The following is a 16,936-nucleotide window of genomic DNA, read 5'->3' on the forward strand; positions in this document are numbered from 1 at the left end:
CTCCCAGGTCGTGCGGCGGCGGGCGGCCGCGGGCGGTGCGGCGGCGGGCGGCCGCGGCCGGTCAGGCCCCGGCCAGCAGCATCCCGCCCATGGTGACCATGGTCGCCGCCACGACCCCGTCGAGCACCCGCCACGTCCTGGGCCGCGACAGCAGGCCGCTGAGCAGGCGGGCCCCGTACCCGAGCGCGCCGAACCAGCCGAGGCTCGCGAGCGCGGCGCCGATGCCGAACGCCCAGCGCAGGTCGCCGCGGTCGGCGGCGAGCGAGCCGAGCAGCAGGACGGTGTCCAGGTATACATGCGGGTTGAGCCAGGTCATCGCCAGGCAGGTCAGGACGGCGGCCCGGCGGGAGGAGGTCGCGGCGCCGCCGGTGTCGAGGGCGGCCGCGGGGTCCGGGCGGAGCACGCGGCGGGCGGCCAGCAGCCCGTAGCCGATCAGGAACGCCCCGCCTGCGATGCCGACGGCGGTGAGGGCGGCCGGCCAGGCGGTGACGAAGGCGCCGACGCCTGCGACGCCCAGCGTGATCAGGAGGGCGTCCGACACGGCGCAGATGGCGACCACGGCGAGGACGGCCTGGCGGCGCGCCCCCTGCCGCAGGACGAAGGCGTTCTGGGCGCCGATGGCCGCAATGAGGGAGAGCCCGGTGCCGAAGCCGGCGAGGGCCGCCGTGAGGATGCCGTGTGTCATGCGTCTGACCATATGAACGGACTGCTGTGCAGTACAGCTAAGGATTTTTACGTACCATTAGCACTCGTGATGGACGACCTCCCGCTGGACCAGGTACGCACCCTCCTCGCCGTCGTCGACGAGGGCACCTTCGACGCGGCGGCCGCCGCCCTGCACGTCACCCCCTCCGCCGTCAGCCAGCGCGTCAAGGCGCTCGAACAGCGCACCGGGCGGGTCCTGCTGATGCGGACCAAGCCGGTGCGGGCGACCGAGTCCGGGCAGGTGGTGGTCCGCTTCGCACGCCAGCTGGCCCGCCTGGAGCGGGACGCGCGCGCCGAGCTCGGCATGGCGCAGCAGGAGGGCGGCCCGGTGCGGCTGCCGATCGCCGTCAACGCCGACTCCCTCGCGACCTGGTTCCTGCCCGCGCTGGAGCGGGTGCCGCAGGACCCGCCGGTCCTCTTCGAACTGCACCGCGAGGACGAGTCGCACACCACCGCCCTGCTGCGGGAGGGCCAGGTGATGGCCGCCGTCACCTCCTCGCCCGATCCCGTGGCGGGCTGCACCGTGCGCCCGCTGGGCCTCGCGCGCTACCTGCCGGTGGCCGGCCCCGGCTTCGCCGCCCGGCACGTCCCCGAGGGCGGGTCCGCGGACGCCGTCGGGAGGGCCCTGGAGCACGCCCCGGTGATCGTCTTCGACCGGCGCGACGTCCTGCAGGACGTGTTCGTCCGCTCCCTCACGGGCGACCCGGACGCCGGGGCGGGCCGGCTGCGCCACCACGTGCCCACCTCCGAGGGGTTCCGCGACGCGGTCGCCTCCGGCCTCGGCTGGGGGCTGGTGCCGCAACCGCAGGCGGAGCCGCTGCTCCGCTCGGGCGGGCTCGTCCTGCTGCTGCCGCACCGGACCCTGGACGTCCCGCTGTACTGGCAGCAGTGGAAGCTCGACTCGCCGGCGCTCTCCGGGCTCGCGCGGGTCGTCGCCGCGGCCGCCGCCGAAGCCCTGCACCCCTGGCAGGGACCGTAAGCTGCCGCCATGGACTCGTACACGATCGGCCAGGCGGCCCGGCTCCTCGGCGTGAGCGTCGACACCGCCCGCCGCTGGGCGGACGCCGAACGGTTCCCCACCCGCCGCGAGGGCGCCCGCCGCATGGTCGACGGGCCGGACCTGGCCGCGTTCTGCGTCCAGGTCGCCCGGGAGGGTGCCGCCGAGGACGAGGAGGCACCCGCCACCTCGGCGCGCAACGCCTTCCCCGGCATCGTCACCGCCGTGAAGCTCGGCACCGTGGACGCCCAGGTCGAGATCCAGGCCGGCCCCCACCGGGTGGTGTCGCTGCTGACCCGGGAGGCGGTCGAGGAACTGGGCCTCGTCGTGGGCGCGCGGGCCGTGGCCCGGGTGAAGGCGACGAGCGTGTTCGTCGACCGCGCCTGAGGCGAGCCGCGCCCGATCGCCGCACCCTCCGCCCGATCTCGGGTGCCCGCGGGATGCGGCCCGCCGCGGCGGGGCAGGAGCGGTGGCGGTGGCAGACTGGCCGCCGAACCGCCGAAGGGGAGTGCACTGTTGTCCGTGTTCAGCAACCTGCGCCGGGTCGTGCGCCGCGGCTACCGGCGGACCGTGGACCTGAGCCACCCCGCCCGCTCCCCGCTCGGCAGTGCCGTCGTCAACTGCGTCGTCTACCGCGACGGGGTGCGGCAGGAGGGCTGCGCCGACGCCGAGGAGGCGCTGCGGAGGGTCCGCAAGTCCGGCGGGGGCTTCGTCTGGATCGGCCTGCACGAGCCGTCGCAGGAGGAGCTCGCCGGGCTGGCCGAGCTGTTCGGGCTGCACCCCCTGGCCGTGGAGGACGCCGTCCACGCCCACCAGCGGCCGAAGGTGGAGCGGTACGACGACACGCTGTTCGCCGTCCTGAGGACCGTCCGCTACGTGGAGCACGAGGAACTCACCGCGCCCGGCGGGATGGTGGAGACCGGCGAGCTGATGGTGTTCACCGGAGAGGACTTCGTCCTCACCATCCGGCACGGCGGCCGGGGCACGCTCGGGCCGGTCCGCGAGACGCTGGAGGCGGACCCCGAGCAGCTGGCCCTGGGGCCCGCGGCCGTGCTGCACGCCATCGCCGACCACGTCGTCGACGACTACGTCGCCGTCACGGACGCGGTGGAGAACGACATAGACGCCGTGGAGACCGCGGTGTTCAGCGGCGACGGCGGCCGCGGCGACGCCGGCCGCATCTACCAGCTCAAGCGCGAACTGCTGGAGCTGCGCCGGGCGGTGGCCCCCCTGGCGCGCCCGCTGGAGCAGCTGGCCACGCAGCCGATCCCGCCCGTGCCGCAGGAGGCGCGCGCCTACTTCCGGGACGTCGCCGACCACCTCACCCGCGCGACCGACCAGATCAACGCGTACGACGCGCTGCTCGACTCGATCCTCCAGGCGCACCTGGCGCAGGTCACCGTCGCACAGAACGAGGACATGCGGAAGATCACGGCGTGGGCGGCGATCGTGGCCGTCCCCACCATGGTCTGCGGCGTCTACGGCATGAACTTCGACCACATGCCGGAGCTGCGCTGGACGTACGGGTACCCGCTCGTGCTCGGGGTGATGGCCGTCGCCTGCTTCCTGATCCACCGGGGCTTCCGCCGCAACGGCTGGCTCTGATCCGCTCTGCCGAGGCACGCCCGTGTCGCGGCGGGATAACGATGTGGGCACCGCGGGAGGCCCCGGCCGCGCGTCCCCTCCGCGGGCACGCTGGGTGGGTACAGGTCCATGCGAACACCGCAAAAGGGATCATGCACCCCTCCAAGTGCCCCTCGCCACCCCTGTTTCGTCACCCGGTGTGATGCCGCACGATCAGCGGGTTCCAAGTGGCAGCGGGGGAGGGGGCGTTTGGCCGCCGCAGGCGGCAAGACCCCTGCGCGGCCCGGTCGGCAACTCGCTTGACCGCCATGTAAGCGGGGCATAAGTTCTGCCCCGGCTTGCTCCAGAAGGACGGGCCGACGATCCGTCCTCAGGGGGGACCATGCACTACTACACCGACGTCCTGAAGAAGTACGCCGTCTTCTCCGGCCGCGCCCGCCGGCAGGAGTTCTGGATGTTCTTCCTGTTCAACATGGCCGCGGCCATCGTCCTCATGATCGTGGACTTCGCGCTGTCGACGTACCCGCTCTTCACCGGCCTCTACGCGCTCGCCACGTTCCTGCCGAACCTGGCCCTGACGGTCCGCCGCCTGCACGACACCGGCAAGGCCGGCTGGTGGTACTTCATCAGCTTCGTCCCGCTCATCGGCTTCATCTGGCTGATCGTCCTGATGGCCACCGAGGGCGACGCCAACCCGAACCAGTACGGCCCGAGCCCGAAGGCCGTCCAGGCCTGATCCGGCCCGCGGCCGCGCCGCAGCGCATGAGCGCCGTCCCCCGGCGGGAAACCGCCCGGGGGGCGGCGCTCCCGCGTTCCGGCGGTTTCGCCGGGGTGACGTGCGTCTCGTCGCTCTTCCGGCAGGGGGCTGTCCGGTCCGGGCCCATCACGAGATATCTTGATGTCGAGCAATCTTGCAGACGTGAGACGCAGACTGTGGAGCGGAGCATCCGGTGACTGACTCGACCATCATCTACACGCACACTGACGAGGCCCCGGCCCTCGCGACGTATTCCTTCCTGCCTGTGGTCCAGGCCTACGCGTCGACGGCCGGTGTGAATGTCGAGACCCGTGACATCTCCCTGGCCGGTCGCATCATCGCCTCCTTCCCCGAGCACCTGGAGGAGGGCCAGCGCATCGCCGACGCCCTCGCCGAGCTCGGCGAGCTGGCGAAGACGCCGGAAGCGAACATCATCAAGCTGCCCAACATCTCGGCCTCGATCCCGCAGCTGAAGGCCGCGGTCGCCGAGCTCCAGGCCCAGGGCTACGCCCTCCCGGACTACCCGGACGACCCGAAGACCGACGAGGAGCGCGAGATCCGCGCCCGCTACGACAAGGTCAAGGGCAGCGCCGTCAACCCGGTCCTGCGCGAGGGCAACTCCGACCGCCGCGCCCCCGGCTCGGTCAAGAACTACGCCAAGGCCCACCCGCACCGCATGGGCGCCTGGACCGCCGAGTCGAAGACGAACGTCGCCACCATGGGCGAGAACGACTTCCGCTCCACCGAGAAGTCCACGGTGATCGCCGAGGGCGGCTCCCTGCGCATCGAGCACGTCGCCGCCGACGGCGCCGTCACCGTCCTGCGCGAGTCCGTACCGGTCCTGGCCGGCGAGGTCGTCGACGCCTCCGTCATGCGCGCCGCCGCCCTGCGGACCTTCCTCTCCGAGCAGGTGGCCCGCGCCAAGGCCGAGGGTGTGCTGTTCTCCGTCCACCTCAAGGCCACGATGATGAAGGTCTCCGACCCGATCGTCTTCGGCCACGTGGTGCGCGCCTTCTTCCCGCGGACCTTCGCCACGTACGGCGAGGCCCTCGCCGCGGCCGGCCTGTCCCCGAACGACGGCCTCGGCGCCATCCTGAACGGCCTGGACGCCCTCCCGAACGGCGCCGAGATCAAGGCCTCCTTCGACGCCGAGCTCGCCGACGGCCCGGCCCTGGCCATGGTCGACTCCGACAAGGGCATCACCAACCTGCACGTCCCGTCCGACGTCATCGTCGACGCCTCGATGCCGGCCATGATCCGCACCTCCGGCCACATGTGGGGCCCGGACGGCCAGGAGGCCGACACCCTCGCCGTCCTGCCGGACAGCAGCTACTCGGGCGTCTACCAGGCCGTCATCGAGGACTGCCGGGCCCACGGCGCCTTCGACCCGGCCACGATGGGCTCCGTCCCGAACGTCGGCCTCATGGCGCAGAAGGCCGAGGAGTACGGCTCCCACGACAAGACCTTCGAGATCGCCGCGGCCGGCACCGTCCGCCTCGTCGACGCCGCGGGCAACACCGTGCTGGAGCAGGAGGTGTCCGAGGGCGACATCTTCCGCGCCTGCCAGACCAAGGACGCCCCGATCCAGGACTGGGTCAAGCTCGCCGTCACCCGCGCCCGCGCCACCGGCGCCCCGGCCGTCTTCTGGCTCGACGAGGACCGCGCCCACGACGCCCAGCTGATCGCCAAGGTGAAGACGTACCTCGCCGACCACGACACCGAGGGCCTCACCATCGAGATCCTCTCCCCGGTCAAGGCGACGGCGTACTCCCTGGAGCGCATCCGCCGCGGCGAGGACACCATCTCGGTGACCGGCAACGTGCTGCGCGACTACCTGACCGACCTGTTCCCGATCCTGGAGCTGGGCACCAGCGCCAAGATGCTGTCGGTCGTCCCGCTGATGGCGGGCGGCGGCCTCTTCGAGACGGGCGCCGGCGGCTCCGCCCCGAAGCACGTCCAGCAGCTCGTCAAGGAGAACTACCTCCGCTGGGACTCGCTCGGCGAGTTCTTCGCGCTGGCCGCCTCCTTCGAGCACCTCGCCGCCACCACGGGCAACGCCCGCGCCCAGGTGCTGGCCGACACCCTCGACCGCGCCACCGGCACCTTCCTCAACGAGGACAAGTCGCCGACCCGCCGCCTCGGCGGCATCGACAACCGCGGCAGCCACTTCTACCTGGCCATGTACTGGGCGCAGGAGCTGGCCGCGCAGGGCGAGGACGCCGACCTGGCGTCCGCGTTCGCGCCGCTGGCCAAGACCCTGACCGAGGCGGAGCAGACCATCGTCTCCGAGCTGAACGCGGTCCAGGGCTCCCCGGCCGAGATCGGCGGCTACTACCAGCCCGACCCGGCCAAGGCCGCGGCCGTCATGCGGCCGTCCGCCACCTTCAACCAGGCCCTCGCGACCCTGGCCTGAAGCAGGGGCGCCCCCGCGGGGGCGTAGCGGGACAGGGGTCCGCCCCGGCCGGCAGCTGCCGGCCGGGGCGGACCCCTGTCCGCGGTCGGACGTCAGAGGCGGTGGACGCGCTCCCCCTCGAAGCCGAGCGGGTACCGCCCGGCGGCGAGGATCCGCAGCCCCGGGGCCGCCCCGAGCAGCGCCCGCAGCCAGGCCACCGCCTGCGGGGCGAGGAGTTCGGTGCCGTCCAGGACGAGGAGCATGTCGCGCTCCGCGAGCTGCGCGACGGCGGTCGCCGGGCCGCGGTCCAGAGCCGCCCTCAACTCCCTCACGCCGTAAGGGCGTTCCAGGCGGATGACGGCCGCGCCGTCGCAGAAGTTCGACGGCAGCCGCTCCGCGATCTCCCGTACCAGCAGGCTGCGCGGCTCCCGGAACCTCCCGGCCACCGTCAGGACGCGGCCCCGCCGCACTGCGGTCAGCAGCCGCGACAGCTCCACCGACGTCGCCGGCAGCGTGCCGGAGCGACCCGGTTCCCTCATCGGCACGATGCCCCCCCATTGCATGCGTGTCCATGCGCGACCAAGGGTTGTTTCAAGCCGCGTATGGATGATTATGCGTCAGTTGGGCTGAAAGGCCAGGGGAATGCCACAGTCCGGAAGAGCCGCCGACACGCCGCGTGAGCACCACCGGAGCACCGGCCGCGGGCGCTCCCGCGCGGGTGGGGGCACGCGAGCGTACGCCCCGGCGCATCCCCCGCACACCCCGGCGACCGCCGTATCCGGGCTGGGCCGCCCGCTGTACGCGTATCGGCGAACGGTTGTCCGGAAGCCGGAATTCGGCTCTACTGCTCCTCAGCCGGATGGCGGGCATATTCCAGGAGGGGTGACACGATGAGAGCGGACCGGACCACGGCCCGGCGCGCGGAGCGGCAGGACGGCACCCCTGCCGGACACCGGGCCGGGGGCCGCCGGGCGCGGCGCGCCTCGCACCGGCGCCGGACGGGCCTGCGCCGCCGCCCCCTGCTGACCCTGCTCCTGTCCGGGTGCCTCTTCGCCGGCTTCGTCGCCGCCGGCATCGCCTGGGAGCCCTTCACGGCCGAGGCAGGCCAGTGGGCGGGCGCCCCCGGCACCGGCGAACCCCGGTCGGGCACACCCGGCGCGTCCGGATCCGGCCCGTCCGGCAAGGCGGCCCCCGCGCCCGGGAAGAACCGCGGCGGCAGCGACAAGGGCGCCGAACCCGTACCGGACGCGGGCGACAAGGTCGACAAGCGGCCCGCCGGCGCCCTCCCCTTCGACATGCCCGAGCCCGCCGCACTGCGCTCCGCGGCCGGCGCCGGCCGGAAGCTCGTCTTCGCCCACTACTTCACGCCCTACCCGCTCTCCCTCGACAACGTCCGCGCCGACAAGGACTACTACACCCGCAACTACCTCGACCCCGAGGGCGAGAAGGGCAAGCACGAGCGGTACGGGGGCCTCCTGCGCGACCGGCCGCTGCCCGTCACCCCGAAGAGCGGCAACTGGGAACTCGCCAACCTCCAGCAGGAGGTGCGCACCGCCCGCAGCGCCGGCCTCGACGGCTTCACCCTCGACATGCTCTCCCTCAGCGGCCCCAACTGGGAGCGCGCCAACCTCCTGATGGAGGCGGCCCGCTCGGTCGACCCCCACTTCAAGATCATGCTGATGCCGGACATGACCTCGCTGAAGACGGACGACCCGGCCGTCGTCGCCGGAGCCGTCGCCGCCCTGGCCAAGTCGCCGTCCGCCCACCGCCTCGGCGACGGACGGCTCGTCGTCTCCCCCTTCAAGGCCGAGGTCCGCGACCCCGCCTGGTGGACCCGCTTCATGGACGCGATGAAGTCCCGGCACGGCATCCGCACCGCACTCGTCCCGACCTTCCTCGACTTCGACTCCCACCACGCCCGCTTCGCGCCCATCAGCCACGGCTTCTCCGAGTGGGGCTCGCGCAGCTACACCGGCCAGGAGGGCGCCGCACGCGACGTACGCCGCTCCCACGACCTCGGCAGACTGTGGATGCAGCCCGTCTCCGTCCAGGACGCCCGCCCCAACCAGGGCGTCTTCGACGAGGCCGGCAACACCGCCACCCTGCGCGCCACATGGACCCGCGCCATCGACGACGGGGCCGACTGGGTCCAGCTGACCACCTGGAACGACTACTCCGAGGGCACCCAGTTCGCCCCGTCCGTCAACAACGGGCACGCCTACCTCGACCTGACCTCCTACTACCTCACCCGGTTCAAGACCGGCAGCTGGCCGAAGATCGTCCGCGACACCCTGTACGTCACCGCCCGCACCCAGTTCGCGGCCGCCGACCCCACCGGCGACCAGTCGCTCGTGATGCGGCTGCGCCGGGGCAGCGCGGCCGCCCGCGACACCGTCGAGGTGCTCAGCTTCCTCAAGGCCCCGGCGACCGTCCGGACGAAGACCGGCTCGGCCAAGGCCTCCCACCAGGCGCCCGCCGGGCTCCACGCCGAACTCCTCCCGCTGCGCACCGGCACCCACGCGGCCGCCGTCGAACGCGGCGGGAAGACGGTCGCCGCGGTGGAGCTGCCGCGCCCGGTACGGGGCAAGGTCGAGGTGCAGGACCTCCAGTACCACGCCGTCACCAGCGGGCGGAAGTGACCCCGGCACCGGCCACCCTGGCGGGATTGGCCCTTCCGGGCCGCCCCGCCGCCCGCGGATGATCCTGCGGACGACCGCACGTCCACCAGCGGAGGACCCGTGACCCAGCCGACGAGCCCCACCGGCGGCAGCCCGACCAGCCCGAGCAGCACCGCCACCGGCCCGAGCAGCACCGCCACCGGCCCGAGCCGCACCGCGACCGGCCCGGACAGCAGCCCGGCCGGCGCCGGCCCCGGCAGTCCCGCCGTGTTCCCCGGCGGGCCCGCCCTGTTCCGCCTCGACCCGGCGGTCGCCCACCTCAACCACGGCTCCTTCGGCGCCGTCCCGATCCCGGTGCAGGAGGCCCAGGCGGCGCTGCGCGACGAGGCCCACGCCGACCCCGACGCCTTCTTCGTGGGCGCCCCCGACCGGATCGCCGCCGCCCGCGCCCGGATCGCCGCCCACCTGGGCGCCGACCCCGACGGCATCGCCCTCGTCTCCAACGCCACCGAGGGCGCCAACCTCGCACTCGCGGCGATCCCCCTGGCCGACGGCGACGAGGTCCTCGTCACCGACCACGGCTACGGCACCGTCACCGCGGCCGCCGCCCGCCGCGCCACCGTCACCACCGCCGCCCTCGACCCGTACCTCCCCGACGAGGACGCCGTCCGCGAGGCCGTCCTGGCCGCCGTGACGCCCCGTACGAGGGTCGCCCTCCTCGACCACATCAGCTCGCCCACCGCCCGGACCGTCGCCACCCCGCGGCTCCTCGCCGAACTCGCCGACCGCGGCATCACCACCGTCGTCGACGGCGCCCACGCCCCCGGCATGCTCGCCGACCCGCTCGCCGTCGGCGCCGACTTCTACTTCGGCAACCTCCACAAGTGGGGCTACGCCCCCTCCGGCACCGCGGTCCTGGCCGTCGCCCCCGCCCACCGCGGCCGCGTCCGGGCCCTCGTCCCCTCCTGGGAGGACGCGCACGGCTTCCCGCGCTCCGTCGAGAACCGGGCCACCGCCGACTACACCGGCTGGCTCGCCGCCCCCGAGGGGCTGGACCTCCTCGCCCGCCTCGACGCCGCCAAGGTCCGCGCCCACAACAGCGCCCTCGCCGCGCACGGCGCGGCCCTGCTCGCCGAACTCCCGCAGCTCACCCCGCTCCCGTGGGGAGAAGGCCTCGCCATGCGCTCCCTGCGCCTCCCGCCCGGCATCGCCGAGACGCCGGAGGCCGCCCGCGCGCTGCGCGAGCGGATGGCCGCCGAGCACGGCATCCGGATCCTCGTCTGGCCCTGGGCGGGCGGCGGCGGCATCCGCGTGTGCGGGCAGCTCTACAACCGCCCCGAGGAGTACGAGCGCCTCGCCGCCGTCCTCCCCGGCTTCCTCAGCGGCGCCTGAGCAGGTACGTGTCCATGATCCAGCCCTTGCGGGCGCGGGCCTCCGTACGCAGCTCCTCGATCCGGCCCGCCACCTCCGCGAGCCGGCCCTGCACCAGGATCTCGTCCGGGGTGCCCACGTAGGCGCCCCAGTAGATGTACGCGTCCTGGTCGAGGTGGGCCGTGAAGGCGTGCCGCGCGTCCAGCATCACCACCACGTCGTCGGCGTCCTGCGGCCAGCCCTCGGCCAGGCGGCGCCCCGTGGTGATCTGGACCGGGCGCCCGACCCGGTTCAGCGTCGTGCGGTGCCGGGCCAGCAGCGAGGAGATGCTGCTGACGCCCGGCACCACCTCGTACGCGAACGCCACCCGGCCGCGCTCCAGCACCTCGTCGAGGATCGCGAGGGTGGAGTCGTACAGCGACGGATCGCCCCACACCAGGAACGCGCCCGTCTCGCCCTCGGCGAGGTCCTCCGCGATGAACCGCTCGAAGATCTCCGCCCGCGCGCTGCGCCACCCGTCCACCGTCGGCGCGTACTGCTCCGGGGTGCGGTCCCGGTCCGGGTCCCGGCCCTCCACCAGCCGGTGGCCGGGGCGGGCGTGCTCGTCGAGCATCGCGCGCCGCAGCCCCGTCAGGTCCGCCTTCTCCTCGCCCTTCTCCAGGATGAGGAACGCGTCCGCCGCGCCGATCGCCCTGACCGCCTGGAGGGTCAGGTGTTCCGGGTCGCCCGCGCCTATGCCGATCACTGAGAACTTCTTCACGCGGCTATTCTGCCCGTCATGCGAGCCGCGCTGTTCGTCACCTGCGTCAACGACGCGCTCCACCCCCGCACCGGGGTGGCCGCCGTCCGCCTGCTGGAGCGGCTCGGGGTCGAGGTGGACTTCCCGGCCGCCCAGAGCTGCTGCGGGCAGCCGCAGTACAACACCGGCCACCGCCGCGAGGCCGAACCGCTGCTGCGCCGCACCGCCGAGGCCTTCGCCGGCCACCGCTACGTCGTCACCCCGTCCGGCTCCTGCACCGCCATGGTCCGCGGCCACTACCCGCGCATCGGGCGGCTCGCCCGGCAGGAGGGCCGCGGAGGCCGGCTGGAGGCGTACGCGGAGGACCTGGCGCCGCGGGTGTACGAGCTGTCCGAGTTCCTGGTGGACGTGCTCGGGGTGACCGACGTCGGCGCGTACTACCCGCACACCGTCGCCTACCACCCCTCCTGCCACGGGCTGCGCGGGCTCGGCCTGGGGGAGCGGCCGCGCCGGCTCCTCGCCGCGGTCAAGGGGCTGGAGCTCGTCGAACTGCCCGGCGCGGAGGAGTGCTGCGGCTTCGGCGGCACGTTCGCCGTGAAGAACCCGGACGTGTCCGCGGCGATGGGCGCCGACAAGGCCGCGGCGGCTGCCGCCGCGGGGGCCGGGGTGCTGTGCGGCGGCGACACCTCCTGCCTCGTCCACCTCGACGGCATCCTGCGCCGCACCGGTTCGCCTGTACGGACCGTGCACCTGGCCGAGATCCTGGCCTCGACCGAGGAGGAACCGCTCGTATGACGACCCGCGGAACGCAGGCGGCAGACGGCCCGCAGGCGGCCCTCCCCGGCACGCCCGCCTTCCCCGAGGCCGCGCGCCGCGCCGTCCACGACCCCGTCCTGCGCGCCAACCTGCGGCACGCCACGCACACCATCCGCGGCCGCCGCGCCCGGGCCGTCGCCGAACTCGCCGACTGGGACCGGCTCCGCGCCGCAGGCAAGGCGATCAAGGACCACACGCTGCGCCACCTCGACCGCTACCTGGTGCAGCTGGAGGAGTCCGTCACGGCGGCGGGCGGCACCGTCCACTGGGCGGTCGACGCGGCCGAGGCCTGCCGCATCGTCACCCGGCTGGTCCAGGCCACCGGCGAGCGCGAGGTCGTCAAGGTCAAGTCGATGGCCACCCAGGAGATCAGCCTGAACGAAGCCCTGGAGGAGGCCGGGATCGCCGCGTACGAGACCGACCTCGCCGAGCTCATCGTGCAGCTCGGCCACGACCGGCCCTCCCACATCCTCGTCCCCGCGATCCACCGCAACCGCGGCGAGATCCGGGACCTCTTCGCGCGGGAGATGGGCCGCTGGGGGCGCCCCGCCCCCGACGGCCTCGGCGACGACCCGCGGGAACTCGCCGAGGCGGCCCGCCGCCACCTGCGGGAGAAGTTCCTGCGGGCCGGGGTCGCCGTGTCCGGCGCGAACTTCATGGTCGCGGAGACCGGCACCCTCGTCGTGTTCGAGTCCGAGGGGAACGGCCGGATGTGCCTGACCCTGCCCGAGACGCTGATCTCCGTCGTCGGCATCGAGAAGGTCGTCCCGACCTTCCGCGACCTGGAGGTCTTCCTCCAGACGCTGCCCCGCTCCTCCACCGCCGAGCGGATGAACCCGTACACGACCATGTGGACCGGCACCGCCGGCGGGGACGGGCCCTCCGCGTTCCACCTCGTCCTCCTCGACAACGGCCGCACCGACACCCTCGCCGACGCGGTCGGCCGCCAGGCGCTGCGCTGCATCCGCTGCTCCGCCTGCCTGAACGTCTGCCCCGTCTACGAGCGGGCCGGCGGCCACGCCTACGGCTCCGTCTACCCCGGCCCGATCGGCGCCGTCCTCAGCCCCCAACTGCGGGGCACCGGCAGCCCCGTCGACGCGTCGCTGCCGTTCGCGTCCACGCTGTGCGGGGCCTGCGAGGAGGTGTGCCCCGTCGCCATCGACATCCCCGAGATCCTCGTCCACCTGCGGGAACGCATCGTCCAAGGCGGCCCGGCCACCCGCGAGGGGGTCCGCGTACGGATCCGGCCCGCCCGCGGCCACGCCGCCGAACGGGCCGCCCTGCGGGCCGCCCGACTGCTGCTCGACCACCCCGGCGCCCTGCGGGCGGGGGAGCGGCTGCTGGCCCGCGCACGCCGCCTGCGGCCGCGCCGGCTGCCCGGACCGGGCCGGGCCTGGACCGACAGCCGCGACCTGCCCGAACCACCCGAACAGCCCTTCCGTGACTGGTGGGCGCAGCGGGAACGACAAGACCGGACACCACGGCGGCAGGACCAGGCAGGCACACCGTGACACGCGAGGGGGACACACCATGACAGGCGAGGGAGGCACACCGTGACGAGCAGGGACGTCATCCTGGCCCGCATCCGGCGGGCCGGGGCCGCCGGCGCCACTGGGCCCACCGGGGCCGAAGCGCCCATTCCGCGGGACTACCTCCGCGTCCACGGCGAGCGCACCCCCGCCGAATCCGCCGACCTGCTCGCCGCAAACCTCGCCGAGTACCGCGCCCACGTCCACCGCACCGCCGACGACGGCCTCCCCGCCCTCCTGGCCCGGCTGCTGGCCCGGCGCGGCACCCGCACCGTCCTCGTCCCGGCCGGCCTGCCCCTGTACTGGCTCGCCGACGCGGCCGCCACGCACGTACCCGACCGCGCCGCGGCCACCCCGTACGAATTCGACGCCGTGGACAGCGTGGTCACCGGCTGCGCCCTGGCCGTCGCCGAGACCGGGACGCTCGTCCTCGACGGCGGCCCCGCGCAGGGCCGGCGCCGCATCACCCTGATCCCGGACCACCACGTGTGCGTGGTCCGCGTCCCGGACCAGGTCGTCGACTCGGTGCCGCAGGCCCTGGAACGCCTGGACCCGACCCGCCCGCTGACGTGGATCTCCGGCCCCTCCGCGACCAGCGACATCGAACTGGACCGCGTGGAGGGCGTCCACGGCCCCCGCACCCTGGACGTCATCCTCGCCACCACCCCGACACCCCCGACGGCGGCCCCGCACACGCAGCCCTGACCACCCCACCTCGGCCATGCCGCCCGCCGCGCCCTCCCCGGCCCCGGCCGGTGAGGAAGGGCCGGCTCAGCCGCTCGGCGGCGGCGAGGCTCCGCCCAGCCGGGGCGCCTCGGCCACCGGATCGACGGGCCCGCCCCCCGCCTCGACCCGCCCGGCGAGCTCCCGAGCCCAGCCGACCACCCCCGGCACATCAATGCCGTACCAGGGGACACCCGCATCCGGCCGGCCCACTCCGCCCGGCGCGGCCAGCGCATCGGCTCCGCGCCGCAGCAGCCGTGCCCCGCCGACCGCGTTCCCGCGGGCCGCATGGGTCAGCCCGACCGCCACCTGCGCGAGCCCCCGCCACAGCGGGGCAGCCTCCTGCGGCCCGGACTTCCAGGCGTCCTCGAACACCTCGTGCGCATGGAAGGGCATCCCCGCGTCCAGCAGGCGCTGCGCCTCCCCGACCGTCTCCGCCGGGGAGCGCACCACCCCCTCCGGCTGCCGCGCCACGCCCGAAGCCCCGTAGGGCAGCGGCCGCCCCAGCCCGTCCCGCGGACGCGCGCTCCGCGCCCGCCCCTCGGCATCCCGATCCCGTCCCACCACCCGGCCATCCTCCCCCGCTCCGGATACCCGTGCATGCGCACCCCTCGACGTGGGGTAATCTTCTGCATGTGCCGCAGGGCAGAACCCCAGGTGGGAGCAGCCCGAAGCACAACGGGACGTGGCGCAGCTTGGTAGCGCACTTGACTGGGGGTCAAGGGGTCGCAGGTTCAAATCCTGTCGTCCCGACTTGCGAATACGCAGGTCGGAGGCCGTTCTCTCTTCCACGAGAGAACGGCCTTTGTGCGTCGACGGCCTGGTGCGCGAGCCGCTGTCGACCAGCCGGGCACGCCATGTCGCGAAGAAGGCGTCGACCGCTTCCGGCGGATCACCGGCGCGTGCTGCGGCATCGAGCCGGGCGGCCGTGACATCACCGGCGAAGGCCACCGCCTCGTCGGTCAACTGCGTTCTCCCCGCCGGGAAGTGGCGGTACAGGGAGCCGCGGGAGGCGCCGCTGTGCGCGCACGCGGTCGATGCTCGTCGCACCGGCTCATCGATCCGCCACCCGGCATCTTCCCCACCGGGATCCCTACTGGCCGGCAATCTGTGGTCCGTGCCATGGAACAGGCGTGGGGCGGGTTCACTCGGGCGGGCCCGGCCGGGGCGCGGTGACCGCGCGGTCGTAGAGGCGGAACAGCCGCAGACGGCCGTCGGCTTCGTCCTCCTCTGCGGCGAGGGCGTCCCAGCAGCGTGCTGCCAGGGCGCGAGCGCGGGTGCCGGGCCAGGGCTGCGGGAGCAGCTCGGGGGGCAGCAGCGGGTCGGGGGCCATCGCGGTGGTGAAGGCCGCCGCCAGTTCGATGGCGTACGTCAGCCGTTCGGTCCCGGTGGCGGCTGCCGGTTCGGAGAGTCTGGCCAGGCGGGCCGCGGCGAGCGCCGCGAGTGCCTCGTGGCGCTCGGCGATCGGCCGGATCGGCCAGAGCAGGGCGGCCAGCCGGGTGGGCTCGGTTTCCTCGCCCACCCGTAGGTCGCGGCTGGTGAGGCGGGTGAGGGAGGGCAGGACGCCCAGGTGGCGGGCGTGGGCCTCGACGAGGTCGCCGATCGCGTTGGCGCTGACGTAGAGGCCGCCCTGGAGGGGGGCCGCGCCGAGGTGGAGGAGGGCGTCGCGCAGGGTGTCGCGGGCCTGCCGGGCGGTCTCGGGGATGGCGAAGGCGAACAGGTGCCAGGTTCCGTCCCAGGGGGCGAGCCCCTGGTCCTGCCGGTAGGCGTGCCGGACGTACTCCACGTCCGGCGCGATGGAGCCGGTGGGGTCGGCGGTCGCGTGCAGTCGCGCCTTGCGGCCGCGGCCCTCCTGGGTGAACCGGCCATCGGCGACGAGGCGTTTGACGCACAGCCGGACCTGCTGGTCGGTCATGCCGAGGGCTTCGGCGACGGCGTACAGCTCGCCGGCGTCGACGGTGCCGTCCTCGCGGATGAGGCCGAACACCAGCGTCCGGGTCCCGATCTCCGGTGCGGCGGGCTCCGCTGCGGAAGCTGCCGGAGGCCTGCTGGTCATGGCTGCTGCTCCTTGCCGGTGCTGGTGCCGGGTATGGCGCGATGCATGGTAGTCACCGCGCCGAATCCCAGGAGGCCCTTGAGGTACGGGGTCTGCTCGGTGTGTACGGCGGTGAAGCCGTGGCGCTCGTACAGGGCGCGGGCGCGCGGGTTGGCGTCGATGACGTCCAGGCGGACCCGGGAACAGCCGTGTTCGGCCGCGATGGTCGCGATCTCGGTCAGCAGCAGGCCGCCGATGCCGGCGCCCCGGCGGGCGGGGTCGACGGCGATGCCGTCCATGACCAGTTCCCCCGGCTCCGGGGTGCGTTCGAGCAGGGCCAGTACGGCGAGCCGGGGGAGGCCGCGGAAGAGCCCGTAGCCGGAGAGCACGTCGCGCACGCCGCCGCCGGTCAGGCCCCGCCCGCCGAGCTGGTAGCCGGCCACGCCCACGACCCGGTCGCCGTCGGGGGTGAGGGCGACGGCGGCGCGGTCGTGGTGGAGGTGGCGGGCGATGAAGGCGCGGCCGCGCTCAGGCGGGCCCAGGGCGGCGCCGAGCTTGCGGCCGAAGGCCTCCCAGTACAACTCGGCGACCTGCTCCCCGGCGCCTTGGGGCACGCTGCGCCGGATGGCAACGGCTGAGTCCATGATTCCTCCTCGCGGTATGCGCACGA

16 protein-coding genes and 1 tRNA gene are annotated in these 16,936 nt (G+C 74.1%); 11 read left to right on the forward strand and 6 right to left on the reverse strand.

The annotated features are described in order from the left end of the window. Positions 1-61: 61 nt before the first annotated feature. On the reverse strand, positions 62-685 hold the full coding sequence (locus C0216_RS34070) for a LysE/ArgO family amino acid transporter (RefSeq protein ID WP_114055172.1): 624 nt from the start codon (positions 683-685) through the stop codon (positions 62-64). A 69-nt stretch (positions 686-754) separates the two neighbouring features. On the opposite strand from C0216_RS34070, the gene C0216_RS11455 reads away from it, so the two are divergent. The 5 genes from C0216_RS11455 to C0216_RS11475 all read left to right on the forward strand — a co-directional run bounded on the left by C0216_RS11455 (position 755) and on the right by C0216_RS11475 (position 6,456). Next, a complete protein-coding gene (locus C0216_RS11455) occupies positions 755-1,684 on the forward strand; it encodes a LysR family transcriptional regulator ArgP (RefSeq protein WP_114055173.1) in 930 nt (309 codons plus the stop codon). A 9-nt stretch (positions 1,685-1,693) separates the two neighbouring features. Next, positions 1,694-2,089 carry a TOBE domain-containing protein gene (locus tag C0216_RS11460; RefSeq protein ID WP_114055174.1) on the forward strand — a complete coding sequence of 132 codons (396 nt, stop codon included), beginning with the start codon at positions 1,694-1,696 and terminating at the stop codon, positions 2,087-2,089. A gap of 129 nt (positions 2,090-2,218) precedes the next feature. Beyond that, a complete protein-coding gene (gene corA, locus C0216_RS11465) occupies positions 2,219-3,307 on the forward strand; it encodes a magnesium/cobalt transporter CorA (RefSeq protein WP_174250379.1) in 1,089 nt (362 codons plus the stop codon). Between the two features lie 361 nt (positions 3,308-3,668). Continuing rightward, positions 3,669-4,022, forward strand: a complete 354-nt coding sequence (locus C0216_RS11470; RefSeq protein WP_114055175.1) for a DUF805 domain-containing protein — start codon at positions 3,669-3,671, stop codon at positions 4,020-4,022. A 214-nt stretch (positions 4,023-4,236) separates the two neighbouring features. Further along, complete coding sequence (locus C0216_RS11475; protein WP_114055176.1) at positions 4,237-6,456, forward strand: NADP-dependent isocitrate dehydrogenase; 2,220 nt, start codon at positions 4,237-4,239, stop codon at positions 6,454-6,456. Positions 6,457-6,548: 92 nt separating this feature from the next. On the opposite strand, the gene C0216_RS11480 is transcribed toward C0216_RS11475, so the two are convergent. Next, positions 6,549-6,974, reverse strand: a complete 426-nt coding sequence (locus tag C0216_RS11480) for a hypothetical protein (protein WP_162793174.1) — start codon at positions 6,972-6,974, stop codon at positions 6,549-6,551. A 351-nt stretch (positions 6,975-7,325) separates the two neighbouring features. Between C0216_RS11480 and C0216_RS11485 the strand changes: the two genes are divergently transcribed. Continuing rightward, positions 7,326-9,074, forward strand: a complete 1,749-nt coding sequence (locus tag C0216_RS11485; protein ID WP_246042485.1) for a glycoside hydrolase family 71 protein — start codon at positions 7,326-7,328, stop codon at positions 9,072-9,074. Positions 9,075-9,173: 99 nt separating this feature from the next. After that, a complete protein-coding gene (locus tag C0216_RS11490; RefSeq protein ID WP_216827069.1) occupies positions 9,174-10,445 on the forward strand; it encodes an aminotransferase class V-fold PLP-dependent enzyme in 1,272 nt (423 codons plus the stop codon). Here C0216_RS11490 and cobF read toward each other — a convergent pair. Continuing rightward, positions 10,432-11,184 carry a precorrin-6A synthase (deacetylating) gene (cobF, locus tag C0216_RS11495; protein ID WP_114055178.1) on the reverse strand — a complete coding sequence of 251 codons (753 nt, stop codon included), beginning with the start codon at positions 11,182-11,184 and terminating at the stop codon, positions 10,432-10,434. The genes C0216_RS11490 and cobF overlap by 14 nt on opposite strands. 18 nt (positions 11,185-11,202) lie before the next feature. On the opposite strand from cobF, the gene C0216_RS11500 reads away from it, so the two are divergent. Genes C0216_RS11500 through C0216_RS11510 form a run of 3 tightly spaced genes read left to right on the forward strand, consistent with a single transcriptional unit; the run spans position 11,203 to position 14,213 of the window. After that, positions 11,203-11,958: a (Fe-S)-binding protein gene (locus C0216_RS11500; RefSeq protein ID WP_114055179.1), complete on the forward strand. Its 756-nt coding sequence runs from the start codon at positions 11,203-11,205 to the stop codon at positions 11,956-11,958. Beyond that, complete coding sequence (locus tag C0216_RS11505) at positions 11,955-13,490, forward strand: lactate utilization protein B (RefSeq protein WP_114055180.1); 1,536 nt, start codon at positions 11,955-11,957, stop codon at positions 13,488-13,490. The genes C0216_RS11500 and C0216_RS11505 overlap by 4 nt, the downstream gene beginning before the upstream one ends. A gap of 42 nt (positions 13,491-13,532) precedes the next feature. After that, the gene (locus C0216_RS11510; protein ID WP_114055181.1) at positions 13,533-14,213 is read left to right on the forward strand and encodes a LutC/YkgG family protein; all 681 of its coding nucleotides are present in this window, start codon (positions 13,533-13,535) and stop codon (positions 14,211-14,213) included. Positions 14,214-14,279: 66 nt separating this feature from the next. Here the strand turns inward: C0216_RS11510 and C0216_RS11515 are convergent, their stop codons facing one another. Further along, the gene (locus tag C0216_RS11515) at positions 14,280-14,705 is read right to left on the reverse strand and encodes a DUF309 domain-containing protein (RefSeq protein ID WP_162793175.1); all 426 of its coding nucleotides are present in this window, start codon (positions 14,703-14,705) and stop codon (positions 14,280-14,282) included. A 205-nt stretch (positions 14,706-14,910) separates the two neighbouring features. Here C0216_RS11515 and C0216_RS11520 point away from each other — a divergent pair. After that, positions 14,911-14,984 (forward strand) — tRNA-Pro (locus tag C0216_RS11520). Between the two features lie 391 nt (positions 14,985-15,375). On the opposite strand, the gene C0216_RS11525 is transcribed toward C0216_RS11520, so the two are convergent. Both C0216_RS11525 and C0216_RS11530 read right to left on the reverse strand, forming a co-directional pair. Next, positions 15,376-16,287 (reverse strand): PaaX family transcriptional regulator C-terminal domain-containing protein, encoded by a 912-nt coding sequence (locus tag C0216_RS11525; RefSeq protein WP_114055183.1) that lies wholly within the window; start codon positions 16,285-16,287, stop codon positions 15,376-15,378. Continuing rightward, on the reverse strand, positions 16,284-16,910 hold the full coding sequence (locus C0216_RS11530) for a GNAT family N-acetyltransferase (protein WP_174250380.1): 627 nt from the start codon (positions 16,908-16,910) through the stop codon (positions 16,284-16,286). The genes C0216_RS11525 and C0216_RS11530 overlap by 4 nt, the downstream gene beginning before the upstream one ends. Between the last annotated feature and the right edge of the window lie 26 nt (positions 16,911-16,936).

It is taken from the genome of Streptomyces globosus (assembly GCF_003325375.1).
GTDB classification, from domain to species: domain Bacteria; phylum Actinomycetota; class Actinomycetes; order Streptomycetales; family Streptomycetaceae; genus Streptomyces; species Streptomyces globosus_A.

Excerpts from the sequence above, each read along its gene's own strand:
- C0216_RS34070 (WP_114055172.1), bottom strand. The coding sequence starts at position 685 with ATGACACACGGCATCCTCACGGCGGCCCTCGCCGGCTTCGGCACCGGG.
- C0216_RS11455 (WP_114055173.1), top strand. The coding sequence starts at position 755 with ATGGACGACCTCCCGCTGGACCAGGTACGCACCCTCCTCGCCGTCGTC.
- C0216_RS11460 (WP_114055174.1), top strand. The coding sequence starts at position 1,694 with ATGGACTCGTACACGATCGGCCAGGCGGCCCGGCTCCTCGGCGTGAGC.
- C0216_RS11470 (WP_114055175.1), top strand. The coding sequence starts at position 3,669 with ATGCACTACTACACCGACGTCCTGAAGAAGTACGCCGTCTTCTCCGGC.
- C0216_RS11480 (WP_162793174.1), bottom strand. The coding sequence starts at position 6,974 with ATGAGGGAACCGGGTCGCTCCGGCACGCTGCCGGCGACGTCGGTGGAG.
- C0216_RS11485 (WP_246042485.1), top strand. The coding sequence starts at position 7,326 with ATGAGAGCGGACCGGACCACGGCCCGGCGCGCGGAGCGGCAGGACGGC.
- C0216_RS11500 (WP_114055179.1), top strand. The coding sequence starts at position 11,203 with ATGCGAGCCGCGCTGTTCGTCACCTGCGTCAACGACGCGCTCCACCCC.
- C0216_RS11505 (WP_114055180.1), top strand. The coding sequence starts at position 11,955 with ATGACGACCCGCGGAACGCAGGCGGCAGACGGCCCGCAGGCGGCCCTC.
- C0216_RS11525 (WP_114055183.1), bottom strand. The coding sequence starts at position 16,287 with ATGACCAGCAGGCCTCCGGCAGCTTCCGCAGCGGAGCCCGCCGCACCG.
- C0216_RS11530 (WP_174250380.1), bottom strand. The coding sequence starts at position 16,910 with ATGGACTCAGCCGTTGCCATCCGGCGCAGCGTGCCCCAAGGCGCCGGG.